Raw genomic sequence first — 24,001 nt, forward strand, 5'->3', positions numbered from 1 at the left:
CGCTAAGCACGATGATGGCCTTTATTCTGGTGGATAAATTTCTGCCATCAACGCACTTAACGCCCTAACATTGGGGGTATCCCCTTCACGACGCCAAATTAAACTGGTATGAAGTCGACTGACGCTATCAGGCAGTTGGTGTACCGCAACGCGCGTATGGTCGGACAGTTGGCTGAGTAGCGAGTAGGGGATGACGGCAAGACCGGCTCCGCCCGCCACACAGGCAAGCATAGCGTGGTAGGACTGTATCTCCATAATCGGGCCGGGAGTCACCTCAGCCTGTGCAAACCACTGCTCTAAGCGATGCCGATAAGAGCAACTATTACGAAACGCGAAAAATGTCTCACCTGTCACATCATTGGCCACACTTACCGCTGGATGTGCAGGATTAGTGATTAACACTAATCGATCCTGATAATGATGACCGCAAATGATATCAGGACGAGGCGGTGGTTGGTCGGTCAGTGCTACCGCCAGTTCACCTTTAATCACGCCTTCTAGGATCTCGCCAGAGGTTCCGGTCACTAAAGAGAGTTGTACCGCAGGATAACGTCGATGATAGGCGGAGAGTAGTGCGGGCAAGCGTGTTGCGGCAACACTTTCAAGGCTTCCTAACGTTAACGCACCTGAAGGTTCTGCCGAACGAGTGAGTTGTAAAGCCTCTTCGCTCAGTTGCAGAATTTTCCGCGCGTAGGTTAAAAAATCATGGCCAATTGGTGACAGGCGTAAACGCTGCTTCTCTCGAATAAAGAGCGGACTGGCCACTTCTTCTTCTAATTGTTTGAGACGTGTAGTTAAGTTTGAGGGAACACGATGGAGCTGCTCGGCGGCTTTGACTATTGACCCGCACTCTGCCACAACACAAAACATTTTTAACTGTACGAGATCCATTAGGCTGCCTTGAGTCATTGAGAGAATGTTAGTGTAGGGGCTGTGACCGTTTGACTCAAGCTATCGCTAAATGCGAACAATGATGCGAAGGGCTGGATTAACCACGCAGAGTGCTTCACAATAAGGGAAAAGATTACCCGTACTTATTATGACGGGGTATTACCTGCTGGAGAATGAATACGATGTCCGAATTAAGTCAGGAAGCAATGCTGGTCCATGAAGCGTTGCTGGCTCGCGGGCTTGAAACCCCTTTGAATGCGCCGGTTAACCGCGTAGAAAGTGAACAGCGTAAGCAAAAAATCTCAGAACATATGCGTGAGGTGATGTTGCTGCTTAACCTCGATCTCACCGATGACAGTTTGATGGAGACGCCTAACCGCTTGGCCAAAATGTATGTCGATGAGATTTTCTCCGGCTTAGATTATGCCAATTTTCCTAAGATCACGGTGATTGAAAACAAAATGAAAGTCGATGAGATGGTGACGGTACGTGATATTACGTTGACCAGCACGTGTGAACATCATTTTGTGACAATAGATGGTAAGGCGACAGTTGCTTATATTCCGAAGGATAAGGTGATTGGTCTGTCTAAAATCAACCGTATTGTGCAGTTTTTCGCGCAACGGCCGCAAGTACAGGAGCGACTGACACAGCAAGTGCTAGTTGCATTACAAACCTTGCTTGGTACTAACAATGTTGCCGTCTGTATTGATGCCGTACACTATTGTGTTAAAGCACGGGGCGTAAAAGATGCGACCAGTGCTACCACTACGACATCGCTAGGTGGCTTATTTAAAACGAGCCAAAATACGCGCCAAGAGTTTTTACGGACAATTCGTAATAATTGATGATCCCATGGCCAGGAGACGACCTGGCCCACTGAGACCCCACCGCTATGCCTCGTTATCCTCAAATCGACTGCCTCCGTGGGCTGGCTATACTCGGGATCCTCCTGCTGAATATCGTCAGCTTTGGGCTACCCGCCGCGGCTTACTTAAATCCAGCATGGCAGGGCACGCCTTCCCCTGCGACGACGTTGTTATGGGCAGTTCTCGATCTGTTCGCAGAGTTGAAATTTTTATCCCTATTAGGATTGTTGTTTGGGGCAGGTATTATTTTCCAATTACCGCGAGGATTATCCTGGATCAGACACCGTTTGGCATGGCTAGTGCTGTTTGGCCTACTACATGGCCTCTTACTTTGGGAAGGTGATATTCTGTTGGCTTGGGGGGCAACGGGACTTGCTGTATACCGAATTATTGCCGCGAGTGATGATAACGAAAACTTATTACGCACAGGTGTACTTTTTTATCTGGCAGGGGTTGGGTTATTAGTCGGTTATGCGCTGATCTCTGGCCATACACCGGGCAGTGATTGGTTACCACAACCGGCTGAAATTGCGACAGAACGTGCGATAAAATTAGCAGGTGGATGGCTCGCTATTCAAAACCGTTTGGCACAATTTGATGGTCGCTTAATTGCCTTAGTCACGCAGTACGGTTGGGAACTTGCTGGGTTGATGCTTATCGGCGCGGCATTAACCCGAAAAGGCTGGATGCTTGGGCAACGCACCCCTGCTCATTATCGCGGTTGTTACCGGATTTTACTGCCGCTGGGCATTATTATTACGGGGATTGGCACCTATTTACAATATGCAACGGGCTGGGCGTTTCGCTGGAGCGGCTTTTGGCTTCAAATTCCGCGTGAATTAGGCAGCCCACTGCTTGCACTGGGCTATATTGCGCTATTACATGCCCATTGGCAGCGTCTTTCTACTTGGAAAATCACCGCATCACTCATCCGAGTCGGTCGGATGGCATTGAGCAATTACCTGTTACAAACCCTAGTCTGCACTTTTATCTTCTCAGTTATGGGCTATTTTATGCAGCTTACTCGACTGCAGCTCTTAGCGGTCGTGCCACTGGTTTGGCTAGTTAATCTGGTTTTTTCGTCTTTTTGGCTGCGTAGCTTCCGCCAAGGTCCTCTTGAGAGCGCTTGGCGATGGCTCACCCGATGGACGACTCGCTCTTAAGAGACTTGCCTGACGGCGGCAAGTTGATGCGGGATATTAGTGAGTTAGGGGAAATTTCTAGTGTGCTGCCAGTGCGTTGAAAAACTCGGGGTCGTCCTGTATCGTCGCCAGTACCTTTGCCGCCAGCCCGGTCGGATTACGCCGTTTTTGTTCCCAGCTTTTGATGGTATCGAGGCTAGTACCCAATGCTCTTGCCATTTCAGCCTGTGAAACGTTCAGTTTTTCACGGATAGCTTTCACATCCGCCACGTCATAGCGAGTAACACGTGACGGCGCGACGGTTCCGTTCTTGATAGCGACGGCTTCTTCAAGGGATGCTTTCAGTTCGTTAAAAATGCTCATGCTACACCTCATCGTTGAGTCGTTTGGTCAGTTTTTTCAGTTCCGCTTTCTCAGCCTCGGTGAGGCTTTCTTTCGCGCTTTTCGAGTAAGCCATGACCAGATAGATGACTTCTTCTGTCGCCAGAAAATAGACCACTCTGGCGCTGCTACTTTTGCCTTGGTTACCAGTCGCCATTCTGATTTTTCGCAGGCCACCCGTTCCCGTTATTAAGTCACCTTTATCCGGTGATTCGATAAGCTCGCTCTGTAAATCTTTAAGCTCACTATCCGTAGCAATTGCTCGAATTTGCCGAGTGAAGAGGGATGTCTCAATAAATTCGATAGCGTGACTCATATAACGTTCTCTTTATAGGTGACATAGTACCCCATTGAGTCCCTATTTCCATTTAAAAATATAGGCTAATCTCTCGACTTTGAGACTCACGCTGTCTTTTTTCTATGGTTTGAAACTTTCTCTCGCTTGCTATAGCGGTAATAACATACCGCGCTGACTCTGGTACGACGAGAAAAAGACCAAGGTCATTCCCACGAACATTCTACCCGGCAACGACGAGCAGGATTCACCGGGTAGATTAACGGTTTTCGCCAGTCGATAGGTTCGTCAATATCCCGCCGCCCCCCTGATATACCCTACTGGCTATGTATACCGAGCACAGGGATGCTGAATTCCTCGAAAAAGTGCCTCGTTTTACGGCTGGGTTAGAGCGCGAGTCTCGCGCCCACTTAGCGAAGTGATTTATCGACCGTCTCCTACAACCACTCGATACTGCAATATAGACTATGCTGATTAGCAGGGTACTGAGCCTAGAGTAGGGTGAGTCAATGAGAGGTTTATAATATATGAATATTTTAATTACTGGCGCGACGGGATTAATTGGCCGTCGACTGGTCGATGCGCTACTCAGTCAGTCTCATCAACTGACTATTCTGACACGTTCGCCTCACCGCGCGACTCAATATGTGGGTCGTCAAGTCACGGTATGGGAAACACTCGCCGACCAAACCTCCCTAGATGGTTTCGATGCGGTGATTAATCTGGCGGGAGAGCCGATTGCTGATAAGCGCTGGACGCCAGAACAGAAAAAAAAGCTCTGTGATAGCCGCTGGCAGCTGACGGAGAAGCTCGCTTCACTCATCACGACAAGTCTCAAGCCTCCTGCGGTATTTATTTCGGGTTCTGCAGTCGGCTATTACGGTGATCAGGGAGAGGAGGTGGTGGACGAGGAACATTCTGCGAAACATCATGAATTTAGCTGGCAACTTTGCGCGCAATGGGAAGCCTTAGCACGGGCAGCGACCAGTGAGGCAACACGCGTTTGCTTACTGCGCACAGGCGTCGTGCTCTCACCAACCGGTGGCGCCCTTACGAAAATGGTTTTGCCTTTTCGTGTCGGATTGGGCGGCCCGCTGGGAAATGGCCAACAGTTTATGCCGTGGATCCATATCGAGGATATGGTCAGGGGAATTGTTTTTTTACTGAATCACCATGATGCCGAGGGTGCATTTAATATGGTCGCACCGAATCCGGTACGAAATGCACAATTTAGTCGACAACTTGGAGAGGTTCTCCATCGTCCGACGTTATTTCGTGTACCTGCCAGCGTCATACGGCTACTTATGGGGGAGTCTGCAACGCTAGTGCTGGGCGGTCAACAGGCGGTGCCTAAACGACTTCATGAGGCTGGATTTGTGTTTCATTATCAGGAAGTGAAACCCGCCTTACAGGATGTGTTAAACAAGTAGAACAACATACAGGTTACTGCTTTTCCAGCTCAACCAGTTGTTCAGGGGTGACAGCCGGGTAGGTCGGTCCATGCTTAGGTAATTGCGCTTGGCTGGGAATGGGGATCATCGGGCCTAAAAAATGGGGCTCGCTATCAAAGAGGTAGAGATCGGCCAGTGCAGCCAGCCGAGCGCCGACTTCACGAATACGGATACTCAATATATTTTTGGGTGAAGGTACGGCGAAACATTGCGCTTGGATCCCCTGCTGTAAGGCAATAAACAGTGCACGTTCACAATGGAAGCGCTGAGTAATGATAATAAAATCATTAGTATCGAAGACTTTACGGGTTCTAACAATAGAATCCAAAGTCCTAAAGCCTGCATAATCCAGCACGATATCGCTCGGTCTTACCCCATCTTTAATCAGATCCCGACGCATCGTGCGTGGTTCGTTGTAGCTTTGTTGTGCATTATCGCCACTAAGCAGTAAGTAAGAGACTTTGCCACTGTTGTAGGCATTTAATGCACCTTGAATGCGATAAAGATAGTATTGATTCGGCTCACCACCACGGTAATACTTAGAGGTACCCAATACGACGCCCACTTGACGCTTAGGGAGTTGAGAGACGGTATCGTAGATATAAGGCGCAGTTTTGTAGCTGATCCATTGGTCCAGCCCAAGTGCTGTCATACCGAGTAACAAGACTAGGGTTAACAGACCGAGTAGCAGTCGCTTCATCATACCGGGAACAATCCTTTCGCTGTAACTCAGAGTAGGGTACTTGAGCGGGCTGAATCAGGCAAGGAGTTCAAGGTAAGCCACTGTGATGACTTACCTTTCAGGATGAAAACTAAATGGAAGCTCGGCGATAATATCGATAATGCGGTTTCCAAAAGTTAGCGTCTACCGCCTCATTGATACGTGTTTCACTTCGTTGCGGTGCAACACTATCTTGTTGTGCGGCGAGAGCGACTTTCAGTGCAATATGCCGCGATACGGATTGAATCTCAGTGATTGGGGGCAGAATTGGCCCCTCGCCATTTTTTACCTTTGGCGAACAATCGGCTAATGCGCGACAAGCACTGAGCAACATATTTTCAGTCACACGCTGTGCGCCACTTGCGATAACCCCTAGACCAATACCGGGGAAAATATACGCGTTATTGCACTGTGCAATCGTATAGTCTTTACCTTGCCAGCTGACGGTGCCAAATGGACTGCCTGTGGCAACCAACGCTTTACCCTCAGTCCAAGTGAGTATATCTACCGGTGTCGCTTCTGCGCGAGACGTCGGATTTGATAACGGCATAACGATCGGCGTGTCGCAGTGTGTGACCATTTCACGGATAATTTCTTCGGTAAATAGCCCTGGTTGGCCAGAGACACCGATAAGAATTGACGGGCGGGCATGGCGCACAACATCTAATAATGAATAGTCGTCGTTACTGCTTTGCCAATCGCTGAGCGAGGCCACTGGTTGGCTTAATCGTTGCTGGAAATCGAGCAGGTTTGTTAATTTATCGGTTAAGAGGCCATAGCGATCGACCATAAACACTTGCGCGCGTGCCTCTTGTTCAGACAGCCCCTCATGTTGCATTTCTTTAACTATTTGTTCGGCGATGCCACATCCCGCTGATCCTGCCCCTAAGAATACGACTCGTTGGTCGGAAAGTTTGGTTCCTGCGGCTCGGCTGGCGGCAATCAGCGTGCCTACCGCGACGGCTGCAGTACCTTGAATATCATCATTGAAACAGCACAGTTGGTCGTGATAGCGCTCCAGCAGTGGCATGGCATTTTTCTGGGCAAAATCTTCAAATTGCAGTAACACATTCGGCCAACGACGTTTGACAGCAGAAATGAACGCGTCAACAAAATTATCATACTCTTCACCCGTGATACGTGGATGTCGCCACCCCATATATAGGGGGTCATTCAGTAATTGCTGATTATTAGTCCCGACATCGAGCACTATTGGTAGCGTATAGGCGGGGCTTATCCCCCCACAAGCGGTATAGAGTGATAGTTTACCAATGGGGATCCCCATGCCGCCAATACCTAAATCGCCCAACCCTAAAATGCGCTCGCCATCTGTAACAACAATGACTTTGACGTTCTGTTTGGTGGCATTTTGCAGCATATCTTCGATATGGTCGCGTTGCGGATAGGAAATAAACACTCCCCGAGCTCGGCGATAGATTTCTGAAAAATGTTCGCACGCGCTGCCCACGGTGGGGGTATAGATAATGGGCATCATCTCTTCAAGATGATCATCGATTAAACGATAAAATAGCGTCTCATTAGTATCTTGGATGTTACGTAAGAAGACATGCTTATCGTTGTCATTACGAAATGCATTGAATTGTTGCCAAGCACGCTCAGCCTGTTCATCAATCGTTTCCACGGTAGCAGGCAATAAGCCATTTAAGTTGAAGGCTTCACGTTCTTCTTGGCTAAAAGCACTGCCTTTGTTTAGTAATGGAAACTCCAGTAAAACTGGCCCTGCATAGGGGATATAGAGGGGACGTTCGCTTTCATACTCTAATTCCATGACTGACTCCATGATAGGACAGATGTGTGACGTAAAGTTGTCTAACTATAGTCCGCTACGCTTGAACTTACTGGGTGTTGAGTCAATTTCTTACTAAATTTAACGGTAGGTTATCCATTTGTGGTGAATGTCAGTGTTTCTATATCGTGGCACCCTAATGCGCTTAATGTGGCGAGGGTGGCACTCTTTTGTGAAATGGCTGCCCCTGCTATTTCGACAAATACTGCGCGAGTAATCGATGAAGGGTCATACCCTTGTAAGCGCAGAATAATTAACGCGCTTTGTAGCGGCGGCAGGCTAGGATTGAACGCTGCATTTTCGGCATAGCGACCCGTCACTCGTTGGCCGGTATCCAGCAGTAATGCTACGGCACTATAAGCATGTGTATATGGGGCATAACTCTGGCTCGCCGCAGAGAGTGCAGCATTGATCAACGGATCATGGTGCATTGTCATCGCGTGTATCTGGGGATCAAACAGTGCGTGCGTGATCCCTAAATCTTTAGGGCCGAAAGCATGGGGAAGATAAAAAGGTAAAGTACGAGGGGGAGTATCGGGCAGTTGAATAAGCAGTTGCTCAGCGCAGTTCAACTCATTCATAAACTGTCGACAATGGCCGCAGGGAGTGTAATTGACGGTCATCTGATTCAAACGTGTTTCGCCACTGATCCAAGCATGGTTAATCGCACTTTGTTCAGCATGAACGGTTTGTTGTAAGGGAGTCGTTATAAATTCCATATTGGCGCCAAGATACCACCGTCCGCTGGCCCCGTGAGCAATGGCGCCGACCTTAAAATCAGAGAGCGGGGCAAAGGCATAGCTGGCGGCAAGAGGCAATAATGCTAAGGCCAGCTCTGTTGAAGATAAGCCGCTAGACTGTTGCAGGGCAATCACTTCTGTTGCACTGAAACTGGCATGAAAAGTGTCGCTGTTCAGGTAGGGAAGTAAGGCATTGGCAAGGGACGAAGGACATTCGTTCAGGGCCTGAGATAAGCGTTCATTCATCTTTTTTCTCGTTAAATGACGGGATAAAAAAGCCGGGCAATGCCCGGCTGACGGATAATGAAAAGCTATCGAACGGGCATTCCCGGTATTGCGCCACTATCAGCCGACAGAATAAAGAGATCAGCACCACCGTGACCTGCTGAGAGTACCATTCCCTCTGACACACCGAAGCGCATTTTGCGTGGTGCAAGATTCGCGACAATGATCGTTAAACGGCCGACTAAGACAGCAGGATCCGGATAGGCTGCACGAATGCCTGAAAAAATTTGGCGCTTCTCACCGCCGACATCCAGCATCAGGCGAAGTAGTTTGTCTGAGCCCTCTACCAGTTCAGCCTCTTCAATCAGGGCGACACGCATATCGACTTTAGCGAAGTCATCGATAGTAATTGGGCCTGCTGGCGATTCATCAACTGGCGCTGCGGGCTTCTTCTCACTTTTCTTATTGGTTGCTTTAGGCGCTGGGGCAGTCGCTTGTGCATCCTGTTTTGAGGCTTCGATAAGGGCTTCTACTTTCGCAGGTTCGATACGCTGATAAAGCGCTTTAAACGGTGCCACACGATGATTTAATAACGGTGTACGAATGGCATCCCATTCCAGAGGGCTTTGTAAGAAAAGCTCTGTACGTTCACTTAACGAAGGTAAAACAGGTTTTAACCAAGTCATGAGAATGCGGAATAACTGAATTCCCATCGAGCAGATGGCCTGTAGTTTCGCATCGCTCCCTTCTTGTTTAGCCACGACCCACGGCGCTTGTTCATCTACGTAACGGTTGGCTTCATCAGCTAAGGCCATAATCTCGCGGATAGCACGGCTAAACTCGCGACTCTCCCAGGCCTCGCCAATTGACGCTGACGCGTCAACAAAACGTTGGTAAAGGGCTGGGTCATCTAACTCTGCGGCTAATTGTCCATCAAAACGCTTAGTAATAAAACCAGCATTACGAGAAGCTAGGTTGACGACTTTATTCACCACATCGGCGTTGACGCGCTGAACATAATCTTCCAAGTTCAAATCGATATCATCAATCCGTGAGGAGAGTTTAGCCGCGTAGTAGTAACGTAAGCTATCGGCATCCAAATGCTCTAGCCACGTGCTGGCTTTAATAAAGGTACCGCGGGATTTAGACATCTTCGCGCCGTTAACCGTGACATAGCCATGAACGAATAGATTCGTCGGTTTACGGTGGTCGCTACCTTCCAACATCGCTGGCCAGAACAAGCTGTGGAAGTAGACAATATCTTTGCCAATAAAGTGGTAAAGCTCGGTGGTCGAGTCTTTTTTCCAGTACTCATCGAAATCGATATCGGTGCGCTTGTTACAGAGGTTACGGAATGACCCCATGTAACCGATCGGGGCATCTAGCCAGACATAGAAATATTTGCCCGGTGCATCAGGAATTTCAAAGCCAAAATAGGGGGCATCGCGGGAAATGTCCCACTGTTGTAAGCCTGTCTCAAACCATTCTTGCATCTTATTCGCGACTTGTTCTTGCAGCGCACCCGAGCGGGTCCAAGCCTTAAGCATTTCAGAGAATGAGGGAAGGTCGAAGAAAAAATGCTCAGAATCGCGCATGACTGGTGTCGCGCCAGAAACGACGGATTTTGGATCAATCAACTCAGTCGGGCTATAAGTGGCACTACAGACTTCGCAGTTATCACCGTACTGATCAACGGCCTTACATTTCGGACAGGTGCCTTTTACAAAGCGGTCCGGTAAGAACATTCCTTTTTCTGGGTCATACAGCTGTGAAATGGTGCGGTTTTTAATTAAGCCATTTTCTTTGAGGCGACCGTAGATCAATTCAGAAAGCTGACGGTTCTCTTCACAATGGGTTGAGTGATAGTTGTCATAGCTGATATTAAAGCCGGCAAAATCCCGTTGATGCTCTGCACTCATTTCAGCAATCATCGCTTCAGGGGTGACCCCAGATTGTTGCGCTTTGAGCATAATAGGGGTGCCGTGTGCATCATCCGCACAGATAAACCAAGCGGTATTGCCACGCATCCGCTGATACCGTACCCAGATATCAGCTTGGATATGTTCAAGCATATGCCCAAGGTGAATTGAGCCGTTAGCGTAAGGCAAGGCGCAGGTGACCAGTAATTTTTTAGTGGCTTGAGTCATAATTTGCGTAGCTTTCTATAATGAAAAAAAGAATGGTTGAATGGTAACTGATGGCCCCGACAAGGTAAACGGTTAACGTCAACTAACAGCATGGACGAGGAGATTCTGTTAATATTGCCGCCATTATTGGGATTTATGGAACCGTCATTGACGCCCTGAGGAGCAACGCTATGTCTTTTGACCCTTCACACTCGCATGATCTGCGTGACATCGTTAATCCGCTGCTGGCGGAGTTTTCCCATCCTACCTTACGTAAAAATCTTGTTGAGCTAGGGGCAATCCGCCATGCTGTGCTGCTCGACCAGGTCCTGCATATCGAACTGACGCTGCCTTTTGCTTGGCCGCAAGGCTCACAGGCTCTTCAGGCTTGGGCATCGCCGCTGCTTTGTGAGGCGACAGGCGCGACGGCGGTGGACTGGCACCTCGACTATGCCATTGCGACGTTGCAACGGGTCAAAAAACTACCCGGCTGTCGTGGGGTTAAGAATATTATCGCGGTCAGCTCTGGCAAAGGCGGCGTCGGTAAGTCCAGTACCGCGCTAAATGTCGCGTTGGCCTTGGCGACGCCAGGGGTTAAGGTTGGCGTGCTCGATGCGGATATCTATGGCCCGTCGATTCCGCAAATGTTGGGTACCGCAGAACAACGTCCTTCCTCGCCCGACGGTAAACATATGGCGCCGATCCTGAGCTATGGGCTGGCGACTAACTCGATTGGTTATCTTGTCACCGACGATAACGCGATGATTTGGCGCGGACCGATGGCTAGTAAGGCATTGTTGCAGCTTCTTAATGAGACCCTATGGCCAGATCTCGATTATCTCGTGGTCGACATGCCCCCCGGCACGGGTGACATCCAGTTAACACTCGCGCAGAATATCCCCGTCACCGGTGCGGTTGTCGTCACGACGCCGCAAGATGTCGCGCTGCTTGATGCGCGTAAAGGGGTGGTGATGTTCAATAAAGTGGACGTCCCGGTACTCGGTATTGTTGAGAATATGAGTATTCATATTTGCCAACATTGCGGACACCAAGAGGCTATTTTTGGGGAAGCCGGGGCTCAAACGTTGAGTGATGATTATGGGGTGCCGGTATTGGGTAAGGTCCCGCTACATCGCCGCTTACGCGAAGATTTAGATGCGGGGATCCCGACAGTGGTTCGCGATCCTGAGGGCGAGTTTAGTGATATTTATCGTGAGATTGCTGAAAATATCGCTACACAACTCTATTGGCAAGGCGAGATTATTCCCGAAGATATCGCAATTAGAACTCTTTGATAGGTATAACTAATTACATTGATACGTAGGAGTGATTGGTCTGACCGTAGAAGATGGCTTAAGGTACTTGCTAATACTACTACGGAGGCCAGTCATGTCCATTATCAATACCAAAATTAAACCTTTTAAAAATACTGCGTTTAAAGCGGGTCAATTTATCGACCTGACAGAGAAAGATGTTGAAGGTAAATGGAGCGTGTTCTTCTTCTATCCTGCTGACTTCACCTTTGTTTGCCCGACTGAACTGGGTGATGTTGCTGACCACTACGATGAATTCCAAAAATTGGGTGTCGATATCTACTCTGTTTCAACGGATACTCACTTTACTCACAAAGCATGGCACGGTAGCTCCGAAACCATTGGTAAAATCAACTATGCAATGATCGGTGACCCAACAGGCGCTCTGACCCGTAACTTCGACATTATGCGTGAAGCACAAGGTCTTGCTGACCGTGGAACCTTCATTGTTGATCCAGAAGGGATCATCCAATCTGTTGAAATCACTGCGGAAGGTATTGGCCGTGATGCATCAGACTTACTGCGTAAGGTAAAAGCTGCACAATACGTCGCGAGCCACCCAGGTGAAGTTTGCCCAGCAAAATGGAAAGAAGGTGAAGCGACCTTATCACCCTCTTTAGACCTAGTCGGAAAAATCTAAACGACACTCGCAACGTCATACTGTTACGGGCGCTCTAGCGCCCGTTTTTTTTACCCGGGGAGTGAAAAATGTTAGAGACTCAATTACAAACACAATTAAAAGCCTATTTAGAAAAACTGACGCGACCCGTCGATTTAGTCGCCTCACTTGACGACTCAGCCGCTTCGACAGAAATTCGCCAACTGCTTACGCAGATTGCTGCATTGTCAGAAAAGGTTAACTTTATTGAGGAAAACCGCGCGGATCTTCGCCAACCGTCTTTCTTAATTACCCAACAGGGTCAACGTCATGGGCCACGTTTCGCAGGTTCTCCTCTTGGGCACGAATTTACGTCATTGGTCTTAGCACTCTTACAAACCGGTGGGCATCCTTCTAAAGAGAGCCAAGCGCTTTTAGAGCAAATCAAAGCGCTGCCAGATGAATTACATTTTGAGACCTATTACTCGCTGTCTTGCCACAACTGCCCAGATGTCGTGCAAGCACTGAATCTATTATCTATCCTTAATCCGCGTATTCACCATACCGCGATCGATGGCGGTAAATTCCAACAAGAGATCACCGATCGCAATATCATGGGTGTCCCTGCGGTGTTTTTAAACGGAGAGAGCTTCGGCCACGGGCGCATGACCTTGGCGGAGATCGTGAATAAAGTTGATAGTGGTGCGGCAGCTCGTCAAGCACAGTCCTTAAGCGAACAAGCACCCTTCGATGTGTTAATCGTCGGTAGCGGCCCGGCAGGCGCAGCGGCGGCAGTCTATACCGCGCGTAAAGGGATCCGCACAGGGTTACTCGGCGAACGTTTTGGCGGTCAGGTGCTCGATACCGTCGATATCGAAAACTATATCTCGGTCCCGAAAACTGAGGGTAGCCGCTTAGCCACAGCGCTACGGACACATGTTGAGGATTATCAAGTCGATATAATTGATGCTCAACAAGCTGTGAAACTGACGCCTGCGAGTGAGCGTGGTGGGTTACATCAGCTGCATACCGCGAGTGGCGCAATACTCAACGCCAAAAGTATTATACTTGCGACCGGAGCCCGTTGGCGAAATATGGGGGTACCGGGCGAAGAAGAGTACCGTACGCGCGGCGTCACTTATTGTCCTCACTGCGACGGCCCTCTGTTTAAAGGTAAACGTGTCGCAGTCGTCGGCGGCGGAAACTCTGGGGTCGAAGCGGCAATCGATCTTGCAGGGCTAGTCGAGCATGTGACGCTATTGGAGTTCGCCGATGTGTTGAAGGCCGATCAGGTGCTGCAAACGAAGCTACGCAGCCTGCCGAATGTTGAGGTGATTGTAAATGCCCATACTCAAGAAGTACTGGGCGATGGTCAGCAGGTGAGCGGTTTGGTCTGGAAAGACAGACTTACCGAAACTCTGCACACGCTGCCACTTGCAGGGATTTTCGTCCAAATTGGTTTGTTACCAAATACAAACTGGTTAGGCGAGCAGGTTGCGCGCAATAAAATGGGCGAGATTATCGTCGATAGCCGTGGCGAAACTAATCAGCCAGGTATCTTTGCTGCGGGAGACTGTACCACCGTGCCTTATAAGCAAATTATTATTGCCAGTGGTGAAGGGGCGAAGGCGGCACTCAGCGCGTTCGATTACCTGATTCGTACCGAGTAATCCCTAACCGCGCAGTAAGATAGAACATTTAATCGCCCGATAAAAAATCGACATTGGCTATTTTTTATCGGGTATTATATCTTCACTGTGTAAATCGGGCTCCCATCACTGCCCGAATAACGAAACACGCGTTGCGGCAGGAGTTCTACGGCATACCCCTCCGAAAGAGTTTTACCATCCATTCATCAGTGATTTCCTAGCCCTTTTTATAATGAGATAATCGTAAAGTCTCTCGTCTATTCAATCTTCGCTCATATTCATAATTCCAGTATCTACGTCGGCTTTAGATCATTGAGAGATATGATTGAGTCTTTGACGGGTGGGTGGAGCTCGCCAAGGAAGAGCGTGATTGTTTCGGATAAAAGGGAAGATATTCCCCAAATCGATAAGTCGCCTTGTTAGGGTTCAAGGAATAGCTTTAATCATAAAAATCGATCTATATTTTGTGAGACCTGTGTCAATCGCTTCTGAGGCGCGATACATTTTCTTCCACTCATGCACGCCGTTTTTCTATTCAATTTTGAAGGATAATGTGCTTTTTATGACTTTTAATAAGGCGACAGCCATAGGATTAGTAGCTATTTTACTTTGGAGCACCATTGTAGGTCTTATGAGAAGTGTTACCGGAGCACTCGGCGCGGTAGGCGGGGCTGCGATGATCTATACGCTTAGTTCATTGATCCTAATATTGACAGTAGGTTTTCCTAAAATTTCTAAGTTTCCACGTAAGTATCTTATTTGGGGAGGCCTTCTTTTTGTCGTTTACGAATTATGTCTTTCTCTTTCTGTTGGATTAGCGAAATCCGATTCACAAGCTATCGAAGTGAGCATGGTGAACTATCTCTGGCCAAGTATGACGTTATTGCTGGCATGTATAGCTGATGGAAAAAAATTGCGTCCTCTCATGCTAGGTGGAATGCTTGTATGCCTTGCTGGCGTAGGTAAAGTTATTGGTGGTGCAAACGGGCTTTCAATACCCGGCATGATCGATAATCTTGCTTCCAATCCTATTAGCTACGGTCTTGCTTTTTCTGGCGCAATTATATGGAGTTTCTACTGTGTCTTGACCAAAAAAATAGCTGAAGGCTGCAATGGTATTACTCTCTTTTTTATGCTTACAGCTGCTGTTCTATGGTTGAAATTCAGTCTGTCTGATAACGTGCATATGGATTTTACACCTACTGTGATCGTAAACCTGTTACTCGTGGCTGGTTCAATGGGGCTGGGGTATGCAGCATGGAATACGGGTATTCTGCACGGTAATGTGACTGTTTTGGCTACTGCATCGTATTTTATACCTGTACTTTCGGCCCTATTTGCGGCATTACTATTAGGCGAGTCTCTCGGCTATACATTCTGGATAGGGGCTTTGATGGTAAGTTTTGGATCGGTACTCTGTTGGTGGGTTACACGTAAAAGGGAGTATTAGTGAATAATTTGGAGTGCTGAGTGAATTAACCTTGAAGCTTACCGTAAGTGTGGGATGTCGCTCTGAAAAGAATTATTTTCTAGACGTACCGAGTGGTACATCAGCTGTAGCATATCAAGAACATTCCTTTTCGTATTCTCCCCGGCAGTGCAAGGCAGAGTGTAGTGGGGTAGGGACACTCCCTTCCTCGCTTCTCATACCCACGTGTTGTGATTTTAAGAGATGTCCACGATGACAAACCATCCATTATCTTCTTAACTATATCTATTCTGGTTACTAGGACAACATGATGATACCCATCTGGCGTGGTAGCTTTCCCTATATCTTGGCTACAGCTCTTTTCTTTCTTTTTAGTCGTCAGTCGAACGCCGCTATGCCGGATTTGACGACAAACCCGGCTCCATTAGGCTCGCAAGTTACAACACTACCGGCATTAAAAAAACCGGAAGGGCTACGGCCATGTTGTGCCTTTGGCCATGATCTACAGGCTGAGTTAAAAGGGGCGCCTGTCCCTCTCTATCGTCTTAATAACATCGTGGAAAGCCATGACTTAGGTAAGCATCGCTATAACGATAGTATCGTGCGCGGGTTAACCAGTATGATCGGCGGCGGCAGTGAGAAAAACGGTATTGTCTACACCCAACATGGTGGTTTTATCGATACGGCACATGTGCGAGACAGTATGGATATGACCTACTGGGTGGCGAGTCAATTGTTGCAACATCCGGGGAGCGCATTGCGGGTTAGGCTCAGCGATGAACTCGCTCATCGGGAGATCGTGGTGCATCCTTACCGGGTACCTAGCGACCCGCAAGCGGCGTTTAGCTTGGTCGTTTGGACTGCTGCGCGAGTGGCGTTCGACCTTGCCGCGTGGCATGAAATTGCTCAGTGGTATGGTTTTGAATCGGTACCGGGTTTCTCTGAAGGGGTATCGGCTTTCTCTCCCGAGGATCTCTATTCTAACTTGGTCGGGGTGCGCCTTGCCGCTTCGCTATTGTTATCGGGGCAGGGGGCTGAACTGCAGCAGTATAACCAGCAGGCGACGCAGGTCTTAACCCAAGCGCTGGACCAGCTGAGCGCAGTATCTCGGCAAGAGACTGCACGACAGTTTGACAGGTTAGACGGTCAATGGTGGGATAGCCAGCAGCGAGTCCCCAATAAGTGGTTAGTGTTACATCGTAATTATTCCACCGACAGTACCCGTCGACCCACTCCGATCCCGGGAGAGCCCTCGGCGAACCACTTATTAGCGCTACCGGAACAGGTCGCGGGGGTGACGTTGGACAAAGTTGCGGCGCTGCAGCTCCTGCCCGCTCGTTCCTCTTCGCAACTGCCTGTGTTTTCAGGAAGTCTGACACGCGATGATTTCCCACGGTTAGCGCAGCAAGCTGAGGCGCAAGATACCCAATCGCTCTCCGCCCGCTTGCCAGCGAGTGCAAAGTGATGCGTTAGACCGCGACGCGCATGCCGCCATCGACAAACAGGAGATGGCCGTTAACGAAGTCAGAAGCTTTCGAGGAGAGGAAGACGGCGGCGCCGATCAGCTCTTCAGGATTGCCCCAGCGCGCCGCCGGTGTGCGCTTGGTTAGCCACTCAGTAAAGGCTTTATCGTCAACCAATGCTTGCGTCATTTCAGTAGCGAAGTAGCCGGGTGCGATGCCATTAACTTGAATATTATAGCGCGCTAATTCCACACACATTCCACGGGTGAGCATGGTGACTGCGCCTTTTGAGGCAGCATAAGGTGTAATGGTGTCACGCCCTAATTCACTTTGCATCGAGCCAATATTGATGATCTTACCCGACTGGCGTTTAGCCATATGGCGTGCGACAGTTTGCGATACGAGGAATACAGCCGTTTGGTTTACGGCGATAACATCGTTCCAATCCTGCTCTGCAAACTCAAGAAACGGACGGCGACGCTGTATACCGGCGTTATTGATCAGAATATCGATAGGACCTATTTTCGCCTCGATATCGTCGATAGCTTGATGAATCTGATGAGAGTCAGTCACATCGAAAGCGACCGCATGGGCGGTGTGACCGAGTGCGCGGAGCTTCTCGGCAGCGCTCTGCGCACCGGCCTGTTGCGTGGCATTGATAATGACTTCAGCTCCTGCTTCAGCGAGTCCCTTCGCCATCAGAAAACCAATTCCCCGTCCTGATCCGGTAATGAGTGCGCGTTTAGTTGCCAGTGAGAAGAGTTGGCTCATGCAAGTTTTCCTTATTCATCATCAAGTAAAATCAATCGAGGCTTATTTAGCGAGATTCGCACCGCTGTTAATGTGATCTATATCACTGTTTTTCGATTTTACAAATTGATGATACGCAAAGCGTGCGCCAAGCTCGCTTTCTCCCTCGCGATCGCGCGGCATTGGGTAACTATTGAGCTTGCCCCATCGCAAGATAACGCTGCATCTCCTCGTCTGGTACCATGCTGCCACCGGTCGCCCAGACCAGATGCGTGGCTTTATCAAGCTGAGATGTTGGGTCGCTGCACACCCATAATGGGCCTTGCATACCGGCTAATGCCGAAGGCTCCAGTTGAATATTTTCCGTGCGGTGAAGTAAAAGCTGTAAGTCCGCGAGTCGTTGGTCGCTTAGGGTGTAACAGCCATCGATCAGTGATTGCATGGCACGTCCGACGAATCCTGAGGCACGACCCACGGCCAAGCCATCGGCGATGGTTTGATTATCGAGCCCGATATCTTGAACAGAGATGGCATCGTGATAGCCCGTGCTCATACCGAGCAGCATACAGGGGGAGTGTGTCGGTTCGGCGAAGAAGCAGTGTACGGCATCGCCAAAGGCAAGTTTGAGTCCAAACGCCACGCCCCCCGGCCCACCGCCTACACCACAGGGTAAGTAGACATAAAGCGGATGTTCGCGATCAACGCTAATGCCTAATGCTGCTAATTGCTCGGGGAGGCGCAAGCCAGCGACGGCATAGCCTAGAAATAGCGTGTGCGAGTGTTCGTCATCGATAAAGAAACAGTAGGGATCGTTAGCCGCTGTTTGTCGGCCTTGCTCGACGGCAACACTGTAGTCATCTTCGTGCTCCACCACGGTAACCTGATGGTCCCTCAGTCGCTGTTTTTTCCACTCCCGGGCATCCGCTGACATATGAACAATAACTTGAAAGCCTAATGTTGCCCCCATAATCCCAATCGATAGCCCAAGGTTGCCGGTCGAACCTACCGCAATTTTATAGCGCCCAAAAAATTCACGGCACTCGGGGGATAATAGACGGCGGTAATCGTCCTGCTCACTAAGAAGTCCTGCATCGACAGCGAGCTTTTCGGCCAGAACGAGCACTTCATAGATCCCACCACGCGCTTTAATCGAGCCAGAAATCGGTAGGTGACTATCTTTCTTCAACCAGAGTTTCCCTGCTAAAGAGCCTTGTTGCATGAGCGCGTGTTGCATAGCAGGGAGGGCCACCACCTCTGATTCAATGATCCCTCCTCGTGAACGGCTTTCTGGGAAAGCTTCAGCGATCAATGGAGCAAATCGTTGTAAGCGCGCCGCAGCATCTTGGACGTCTTCTAGTGTCAATCCTACCTGTGCTAATCCTTCGGTAGCAGGCAGTTGTTGCGGATTATTCCAAAACACAGCAGTCTGGGCAGCGAGTTGTTGTACGATTTCCAATCTATGTAGCTGAGCAAATTTATCAGTCATAATCTTATTCACTTATTACAAAAAATAACGGTAATTGGCGGGATGGCGAGTTATGTTGCAGCACTAGTCAGAATACTGCGGCCACAGCCTTACTGACAAGCGATCACTGTGCAGCTCAGCCTGAAGAGATAGCCTCAGCACGTAAAACTGATTTTTTATCCCACAAAAATGGGATGGATAACACTACTGAATAGTCCTCAAGTGTTTACAGGTTTTCGCATTGATGGTTGAGAAATATTCGATGGTTAATACTGTTTAATGAAAAATAGGATATGGCTGGCCACCATTTTTCTCCTAACCGGATGCCCTGGACCGGGTGATCGAATGATAGATCGTAAATTTACAACCGTATCTATCAAAGATAAGCAAGTTTGTGTGGTTTCACCACTAGAGCCACAGCAACGGATCACGGCTATTCAAATCAATAGTGATACAAACGACTCTCTTCACGAGATTTTCGATGACAAGCCTATTTATGTTCCTAAGGGGGAGTGTCTGCCTGTGTTCGGTTTTAGGTTTAGATTTGGTGTGCGCTATAACGTCGCTTATGGTGTCCAATCGAAACGGTCAGCGCCGTATTTAGTTATTGCTGAATTTTCTTATCCTAAAGAATAAAGCGCGAACGGCTCTTAGTGCTAGGCTATGAGGCGGTATTGATGATAGGAGGGCATCTCCAGGCGGCAGAGAGACCTGATTGATGACCTCCGCCGGGCACCACCTTTTACTTAGCTGAGAATCGCCACGCGCAACATTCATGGAACGGGATACAGCTTATCGGCAGCCCCAGCAGGGTATCTGGCAAAAGACTGGTTACAAGGGGGTGATTGCTCATGCTGATGCGTTAAAGGTTGGACAGGGGCACGGCCCCGTCCGACACTTTTGCAACATTAGCCCAATAGTGGGCAAGGACTGGGTAGGCGAAAGCGGATCGCTTCACCTAATACGTTAAAGTGAAAGCGGGTACCACTGTAGGGTTCGCCATCTAAGTTAAAGGTCATGGTGTGTTCGCTAGTGAGGATAAATTCACTGGCGCGCTGGTTGATGATATTCGGATTTTCATCTTCACTCGTTAAGGCATGCAGTAGCGAAGGAAGAATCTCTTGGGCGGTAATAATAGTTAAAGCCAGTTGCTGATCATTGATTAAGGCGGCTGGGCATAATCGTTGGCCTCCTCCGGCAATACGGCCGTTGCCGACCGCAATAACTAAGGCGTCGCCTTGCCATTGCCACTGCTCGCTAGTTATGGTGCAACTGTCTGGCTTCAATCGGTCCATCCGTAGAAGTCCGTGCAGAAAATAGGACGCCCCACCCAATGCTGATTTTAGTTTCTCGGGTGTTTCAGTGGTGATCCGCGTTCCAAAACCGCCCGTTGCCATATTGATAAAGTAGTGCTGTTGGTTGACACAAGCTAGGTCGATAGGGTGAGCCGTCGCAGTTAGGGCTAATCGCAGGGCTGCTTCAGGCTGTTGCGGGACTCCCGCACTGGTGGCAAAGTCATTCGCCGTTCCTAAAGGCAGTACGGCGAGGGGCGGACGTTGATCCTCGGAGAATTGCATTACGCTATTGACCGCCTCGTTTAGACTACCATCACCGCCGCCGATGATAAGCGTTGAACAGTGTGCGGCGATGGCTTCCGTAATGAAGCGATGGCAGTCACCCAACTCCCAGGTCACTCTGACTTGTAGGTTGATCCCTTCATCGCGCAATTGAGTGACAGCGTCACGAATGGTGGGTTCACTGGCTTTTTTGCCGTTTAAAATCAGAAACGTTGGAGCCATGCTCGTTACCTTCGCTTAATCAAATAGGCTTCTTTATACCATATTTTGGCGATGCGGCGCTTGTGTTGTCTGTCCCGTTTCCAAATGGCGAACTAACAATGCGTACTCAAGTGCTGTGTCGGGAGGAATGGGGAGCCACACACGATAACCATCACCGGGGGCAACGGTTATCTCTCGGTGATTTTTATCTCTAAGTGTCGCGAGGGTAAACGAGAAGTTACCCTTAGGCGTCATGACTTCCAGATGGTCACCACACTGGAACTTATTTTTAACGATCACCTCGGCGAAACCGTGATCGCGCGCTTGGCTAAATTCACCGACGAATTGCTGGCGGTCGGAGACCGAATAGCCTCTTTCGTAATTTTGGTAACTATCGTGAGTATGGCGGCGTAAAAAACCTTCGGTATAGCCGCGGTGGGCTAAGCCTTCCAATGTGGTAAGGAGCGAGCGGTCAAAAGGTTTGCCGGCTTGCACATCATCGATAGCTTTACGATACACTTGCGCGGTGCGCGCACAGTAGTAGAAGGACTTAGTACGGCCTTCGATTTTTAAAGAGTGCACGCCGAATTCGATAAGGCGCGGCACATGCTCTACCGCACGTAAATCTTTCGAGTTCATGATATAGGTACCATGTTCATCTTCCGTCGCACTCATCGGTTCATCGGGGCGCATTTTATCCGTTAAGAGAAGGGCTTGTTGGGTGGTTTGCCCTATGCCAAGGGTTGGGGCTGGCGAGGCGCTCTCAACAATGTCACCGCACTCATTCTCTTGGGCAGGGGTGACTGTATAGTCCCATCGACAGGCGTTAGTACAGGTTCCTTGGTTAGGATCGCGTTTATTTAAATAACCTGAGAGTAAACAACGGCCGGAATAGGCCATACAAAGCGCGCCATGCACGAATACTTCGAGTTCCATCTCGGGGACGCGCTGGCGGATCTCGGCAATTTCCTCTAACGATAGCTCACGAGAGAGAATGACTCGGCTGATGCCTTGGGCTTGCCAAAATTTGACTGTGGCCCAATTGACCGCATTTGCCTGGACGGATAGATGGATGGGGAGGGTGGGAAAGTGTTCGCGTACCAGCATGATTAACCCAGGGTCAGACATAATTAACGCGTCGGGTTGCATCGCGACGACCGGCGTCAAATCGCGGATAAAGGTCTTAAGCTTGGCGTTATGGGGCGCAATATTGCTCACCACATAAAATTTCTTGCCCAATTGATGGGCTTCTTGAATCCCTAGCGCTAGGTTTTCAAGGGTAAATTCATTGTTTCTTACGCGCAGGCTATAACGGGGTTGTCCCGCATAGACGGCATCTGCCCCATAAGCGAACGCATAACGCATATTTTTTAAGGAACCGGCGGGAGAAAGTAATTCGGTGGTCATAGTACAGCCCTACATATAAGCAGGGTTTATTAACCCTGCAAAAAGTAGGTGATTTTATGTATCCCGCTAACAACTAACAATGCTGAACAACGACTTCCTTGATCTGGCTACCTAAAAAGGGTGTTAGCCCAGCGGGTAAGACCAAGGGTCACCGAACCAAAATCATCACCCTGAATAATGGGTGTATTAGGGAGCAACTGCTCTAAAGCATGACGCAGTAATGGAGAACGTGCACTTCCCCCTGTTAGATAGATGACTTGCGGTGCGGTTGTTGCCTGTTGCATAACTTCGACCACTTGTTGCAGCATTTTCTGTAAAGGGGATTCGATAGCCTCACGAAAGATTGTTGCGGTTAAGTGATGTGTTAATCCGTTTTCAAGATAATCAAGCGGGCAACATGTTTCGTCTTGAACGGAAAGATCAATCTTCGCCTGTTCAGCACTTCGCACTATTTGATAGCTCTGTTTCTCTCGCCATAAAGTCAGTAAACGGGTCACTAGTTCGGGATGTTGAGCTTCTTTGACCAGTTGTTGCAACTGCTGCGCGCTACTTGGGCTGTAAAAGTCACCTTGTGCCATCACATCATTGATAGCAACGGCATTCCACCACGGCAGTAGGGGGAGGGCTTTGCCTGAGCGAGAGGGACTACCGGCGCCTAATAAAGGCATTAGCTGCTTATAAGCCAGCATAATATCGAGATCATTCCCTCCGACGCGACAGCCACTGTGGGCCAATAAACTCTCGCTGCGTTGTGCTTTATCGCGCCATTCCGGCCCCATTAGGAGTAATGAACAGTCGGTTGTTCCCCCCCCGATATCAACCACCAGTACGCGGGTTTCACAGGTAAGCTGGGATTCATACTCTAACCCTGCAGCCACCGGCTCGAATTGAAACTCGACGTCACGAAATCCGGCACGCAGTGCCGCTCTACGAAGAATACCGATCGCTTGCTGATTAGCCTCTTCACCACCGGTTCCCTGAAAATTGACCGGTCGCCCAATAACCGCTTGTTCAATGGGCGTCTGGGTATGTTGTTCTGCTTGCTGACGGATATGCAGCATCATGGCGCAGACGACATCATCAAAAAAAGCAATTTGTTGGGGTTTGAGCCCTTTAGCGCCAAGGAATGATTTAGGGGATTTTACAAACCAAACATCCTGCGGATCGGCGATATATTGGCTGAGCGCACTGAGCCCGAATTGTACGCTTTGCGCGCTAACCGGTAAATCTTCGTCACGATTGGTACGCAGAGCTTGTTGCAAGAGGGCGGTCTCTTCGGGAGTCTGATAACTAACGCCATGATGACGGTATAGCCACTCGCTGACCACGGAACGAATAGGGGCGCTAATCATCGATGGGAGTAATTTATCTGAGCCCGCTATCGGCAGCTGTTGGAACTGACCTTCGCGCTCAATGGCGACTGAGCAGTTCGCGGTACCATAATCAAAACCAATTACCATGCTACACCCCTATGACCAAAAGGGGCGCACTGTAACGGGTT

21 protein-coding genes are annotated in these 24,001 nt (G+C 49.2%); 9 read left to right on the forward strand and 12 right to left on the reverse strand.

The genetic code is table 11. The features are described from left to right. Window positions 1–21: 21 nt before the first annotated feature. Entirely contained in the window at window positions 22–891 is an 870-nt protein-coding gene (ptrR, locus tag HGT73_RS05495) for a putrescine utilization regulator PtrR (RefSeq protein ID WP_214212656.1), read from the reverse strand. A 182-nt stretch (window positions 892–1,073) separates the two neighbouring features. On the opposite strand from ptrR, the gene folE reads away from it, so the two are divergent. Both folE and yeiB read left to right on the forward strand, forming a co-directional pair. Then, window positions 1,074–1,739: a GTP cyclohydrolase I FolE gene (folE, locus tag HGT73_RS05500; protein ID WP_214212657.1), complete on the forward strand. Its 666-nt coding sequence runs from the start codon at window positions 1,074–1,076 to the stop codon at window positions 1,737–1,739. A 47-nt stretch (window positions 1,740–1,786) separates the two neighbouring features. Then, window positions 1,787–2,923, forward strand: a complete 1,137-nt coding sequence (yeiB, locus tag HGT73_RS05505; protein WP_214212658.1) for a DUF418 domain-containing protein YeiB — start codon at window positions 1,787–1,789, stop codon at window positions 2,921–2,923. Window positions 2,924–2,980: 57 nt separating this feature from the next. On the opposite strand, the gene nadS is transcribed toward yeiB, so the two are convergent. Together nadS and HGT73_RS05515 are read right to left on the reverse strand one after the other, a co-directional pair. Next, the gene (nadS, locus tag HGT73_RS05510; RefSeq protein ID WP_214212732.1) at window positions 2,981–3,265 is read right to left on the reverse strand and encodes a NadS family protein; all 285 of its coding nucleotides are present in this window, start codon (window positions 3,263–3,265) and stop codon (window positions 2,981–2,983) included. Window position 3,266: 1 nt separating this feature from the next. Then, the gene (locus HGT73_RS05515) at window positions 3,267–3,599 is read right to left on the reverse strand and encodes a type II toxin-antitoxin system RelE/ParE family toxin (protein WP_214212659.1); all 333 of its coding nucleotides are present in this window, start codon (window positions 3,597–3,599) and stop codon (window positions 3,267–3,269) included. A 506-nt stretch (window positions 3,600–4,105) separates the two neighbouring features. Between HGT73_RS05515 and HGT73_RS05520 the strand changes: the two genes are divergently transcribed. Beyond that, a complete protein-coding gene (locus tag HGT73_RS05520; protein WP_214212660.1) occupies window positions 4,106–5,008 on the forward strand; it encodes a TIGR01777 family oxidoreductase in 903 nt (300 codons plus the stop codon). A 13-nt stretch (window positions 5,009–5,021) separates the two neighbouring features. On the opposite strand, the gene sanA is transcribed toward HGT73_RS05520, so the two are convergent. From sanA to metG, 4 genes are all read right to left on the reverse strand, one after another. Beyond that, a complete protein-coding gene (gene sanA / locus HGT73_RS05525; RefSeq protein ID WP_214212661.1) occupies window positions 5,022–5,732 on the reverse strand; it encodes an outer membrane permeability protein SanA in 711 nt (236 codons plus the stop codon). Between the two features lie 109 nt (window positions 5,733–5,841). After that, a complete protein-coding gene (locus HGT73_RS05530; protein ID WP_214212662.1) occupies window positions 5,842–7,539 on the reverse strand; it encodes an NAD-dependent malic enzyme in 1,698 nt (565 codons plus the stop codon). Window positions 7,540–7,649: 110 nt separating this feature from the next. Continuing rightward, window positions 7,650–8,543, reverse strand: a complete 894-nt coding sequence (cdd, locus tag HGT73_RS05535) for a cytidine deaminase (protein ID WP_214212663.1) — start codon at window positions 8,541–8,543, stop codon at window positions 7,650–7,652. A 65-nt stretch (window positions 8,544–8,608) separates the two neighbouring features. Continuing rightward, window positions 8,609–10,669: a methionine--tRNA ligase gene (gene metG / locus HGT73_RS05540; RefSeq protein WP_214212664.1), complete on the reverse strand. Its 2,061-nt coding sequence runs from the start codon at window positions 10,667–10,669 to the stop codon at window positions 8,609–8,611. Between the two features lie 170 nt (window positions 10,670–10,839). Between metG and apbC the strand changes: the two genes are divergently transcribed. The 5 genes from apbC (at window position 10,840) to HGT73_RS05565 (ending at window position 17,102) form a co-directional block, all read left to right on the forward strand. Further along, the gene (gene apbC / locus HGT73_RS05545) at window positions 10,840–11,943 is read left to right on the forward strand and encodes an iron-sulfur cluster carrier protein ApbC (protein WP_214212665.1); all 1,104 of its coding nucleotides are present in this window, start codon (window positions 10,840–10,842) and stop codon (window positions 11,941–11,943) included. A 94-nt stretch (window positions 11,944–12,037) separates the two neighbouring features. Further along, window positions 12,038–12,601, forward strand: coding sequence for an alkyl hydroperoxide reductase subunit C (gene ahpC, locus HGT73_RS05550; RefSeq protein WP_214212666.1), 564 nt, complete (start codon window positions 12,038–12,040; stop codon window positions 12,599–12,601). A gap of 68 nt (window positions 12,602–12,669) precedes the next feature. After that, a complete protein-coding gene (gene ahpF, locus HGT73_RS05555) occupies window positions 12,670–14,229 on the forward strand; it encodes an alkyl hydroperoxide reductase subunit F (RefSeq protein ID WP_214212667.1) in 1,560 nt (519 codons plus the stop codon). Window positions 14,230–14,770: 541 nt separating this feature from the next. Continuing rightward, window positions 14,771–15,658, forward strand: coding sequence for an aromatic amino acid DMT transporter YddG (gene yddG / locus HGT73_RS05560; protein WP_214212668.1), 888 nt, complete (start codon window positions 14,771–14,773; stop codon window positions 15,656–15,658). Window positions 15,659–15,944: 286 nt separating this feature from the next. Beyond that, entirely contained in the window at window positions 15,945–17,102 is a 1,158-nt protein-coding gene (locus tag HGT73_RS05565) for a DUF4056 domain-containing protein (protein WP_244968465.1), read from the forward strand. Between the two features lie 4 nt (window positions 17,103–17,106). Here HGT73_RS05565 and idnO read toward each other — a convergent pair whose 3' ends face one another. Further along, window positions 17,107–17,871 carry a gluconate 5-dehydrogenase gene (gene idnO / locus HGT73_RS05570; protein WP_214212669.1) on the reverse strand — a complete coding sequence of 255 codons (765 nt, stop codon included), beginning with the start codon at window positions 17,869–17,871 and terminating at the stop codon, window positions 17,107–17,109. Window positions 17,872–18,040: 169 nt separating this feature from the next. After that, entirely contained in the window at window positions 18,041–19,336 is a 1,296-nt protein-coding gene (locus tag HGT73_RS05575; RefSeq protein WP_214212670.1) for a D-serine ammonia-lyase, read from the reverse strand. Window positions 19,337–19,594: 258 nt separating this feature from the next. Here HGT73_RS05575 and HGT73_RS05580 point away from each other — a divergent pair, with 258 nt between their 5' ends. After that, the gene (locus tag HGT73_RS05580) at window positions 19,595–19,951 is read left to right on the forward strand and encodes a putative T6SS immunity periplasmic lipoprotein (RefSeq protein WP_214212671.1); all 357 of its coding nucleotides are present in this window, start codon (window positions 19,595–19,597) and stop codon (window positions 19,949–19,951) included. Window positions 19,952–20,223: 272 nt separating this feature from the next. Here HGT73_RS05580 and yegS read toward each other — a convergent pair whose 3' ends face one another. The 3 genes from yegS to yegD all read right to left on the reverse strand — a co-directional run bounded on the left by yegS (window position 20,224) and on the right by yegD (window position 23,960). Further along, on the reverse strand, window positions 20,224–21,114 hold the full coding sequence (gene yegS, locus HGT73_RS05585; protein ID WP_214212672.1) for a lipid kinase YegS: 891 nt from the start codon (window positions 21,112–21,114) through the stop codon (window positions 20,224–20,226). A gap of 33 nt (window positions 21,115–21,147) precedes the next feature. Then, window positions 21,148–22,500, reverse strand: a complete 1,353-nt coding sequence (trhP, locus tag HGT73_RS05590; RefSeq protein ID WP_214212673.1) for a prephenate-dependent tRNA uridine(34) hydroxylase TrhP — start codon at window positions 22,498–22,500, stop codon at window positions 21,148–21,150. 107 nt (window positions 22,501–22,607) lie between these two features. Next, on the reverse strand, window positions 22,608–23,960 hold the full coding sequence (yegD, locus tag HGT73_RS05595) for a molecular chaperone (protein WP_214212674.1): 1,353 nt from the start codon (window positions 23,958–23,960) through the stop codon (window positions 22,608–22,610). Between the last annotated feature and the right edge of the window lie 41 nt (window positions 23,961–24,001).

It is taken from the genome of Rosenbergiella australiborealis (assembly GCF_018494035.1).
GTDB lineage: Bacteria > Pseudomonadota > Gammaproteobacteria > Enterobacterales > Enterobacteriaceae > Rosenbergiella > Rosenbergiella australiborealis.

Bases quoted from the DNA above. Each gene is read 5' to 3' on its own strand.
- ptrR (WP_214212656.1), bottom strand. From the start codon at position 891: ATGGATCTCGTACAGTTAAAAATGTTTTGTGTTGTGGCAGAGTGCGGG.
- folE (WP_214212657.1), top strand. From the start codon at position 1,074: ATGTCCGAATTAAGTCAGGAAGCAATGCTGGTCCATGAAGCGTTGCTG.
- yeiB (WP_214212658.1), top strand. From the start codon at position 1,787: ATGCCTCGTTATCCTCAAATCGACTGCCTCCGTGGGCTGGCTATACTC.
- nadS (WP_214212732.1), bottom strand. From the start codon at position 3,265: ATGAGCATTTTTAACGAACTGAAAGCATCCCTTGAAGAAGCCGTCGCT.
- HGT73_RS05515 (WP_214212659.1), bottom strand. From the start codon at position 3,599: ATGAGTCACGCTATCGAATTTATTGAGACATCCCTCTTCACTCGGCAA.
- HGT73_RS05520 (WP_214212660.1), top strand. From the start codon at position 4,106: ATGAATATTTTAATTACTGGCGCGACGGGATTAATTGGCCGTCGACTG.
- sanA (WP_214212661.1), bottom strand. From the start codon at position 5,732: ATGATGAAGCGACTGCTACTCGGTCTGTTAACCCTAGTCTTGTTACTC.
- HGT73_RS05530 (WP_214212662.1), bottom strand. From the start codon at position 7,539: ATGGAATTAGAGTATGAAAGCGAACGTCCCCTCTATATCCCCTATGCA.
- cdd (WP_214212663.1), bottom strand. From the start codon at position 8,543: ATGAATGAACGCTTATCTCAGGCCCTGAACGAATGTCCTTCGTCCCTT.
- metG (WP_214212664.1), bottom strand. From the start codon at position 10,669: ATGACTCAAGCCACTAAAAAATTACTGGTCACCTGCGCCTTGCCTTAC.
- apbC (WP_214212665.1), top strand. From the start codon at position 10,840: ATGTCTTTTGACCCTTCACACTCGCATGATCTGCGTGACATCGTTAAT.
- ahpC (WP_214212666.1), top strand. From the start codon at position 12,038: ATGTCCATTATCAATACCAAAATTAAACCTTTTAAAAATACTGCGTTT.
- ahpF (WP_214212667.1), top strand. From the start codon at position 12,670: ATGTTAGAGACTCAATTACAAACACAATTAAAAGCCTATTTAGAAAAA.
- yddG (WP_214212668.1), top strand. From the start codon at position 14,771: ATGACTTTTAATAAGGCGACAGCCATAGGATTAGTAGCTATTTTACTT.
- HGT73_RS05565 (WP_244968465.1), top strand. From the start codon at position 15,945: ATGATGATACCCATCTGGCGTGGTAGCTTTCCCTATATCTTGGCTACA.
- idnO (WP_214212669.1), bottom strand. From the start codon at position 17,871: ATGAGCCAACTCTTCTCACTGGCAACTAAACGCGCACTCATTACCGGA.
- HGT73_RS05575 (WP_214212670.1), bottom strand. From the start codon at position 19,336: ATGACTGATAAATTTGCTCAGCTACATAGATTGGAAATCGTACAACAA.
- HGT73_RS05580 (WP_214212671.1), top strand. From the start codon at position 19,595: ATGAAAAATAGGATATGGCTGGCCACCATTTTTCTCCTAACCGGATGC.
- yegS (WP_214212672.1), bottom strand. From the start codon at position 21,114: ATGGCTCCAACGTTTCTGATTTTAAACGGCAAAAAAGCCAGTGAACCC.
- trhP (WP_214212673.1), bottom strand. From the start codon at position 22,500: ATGACCACCGAATTACTTTCTCCCGCCGGTTCCTTAAAAAATATGCGT.
- yegD (WP_214212674.1), bottom strand. From the start codon at position 23,960: ATGGTAATTGGTTTTGATTATGGTACCGCGAACTGCTCAGTCGCCATT.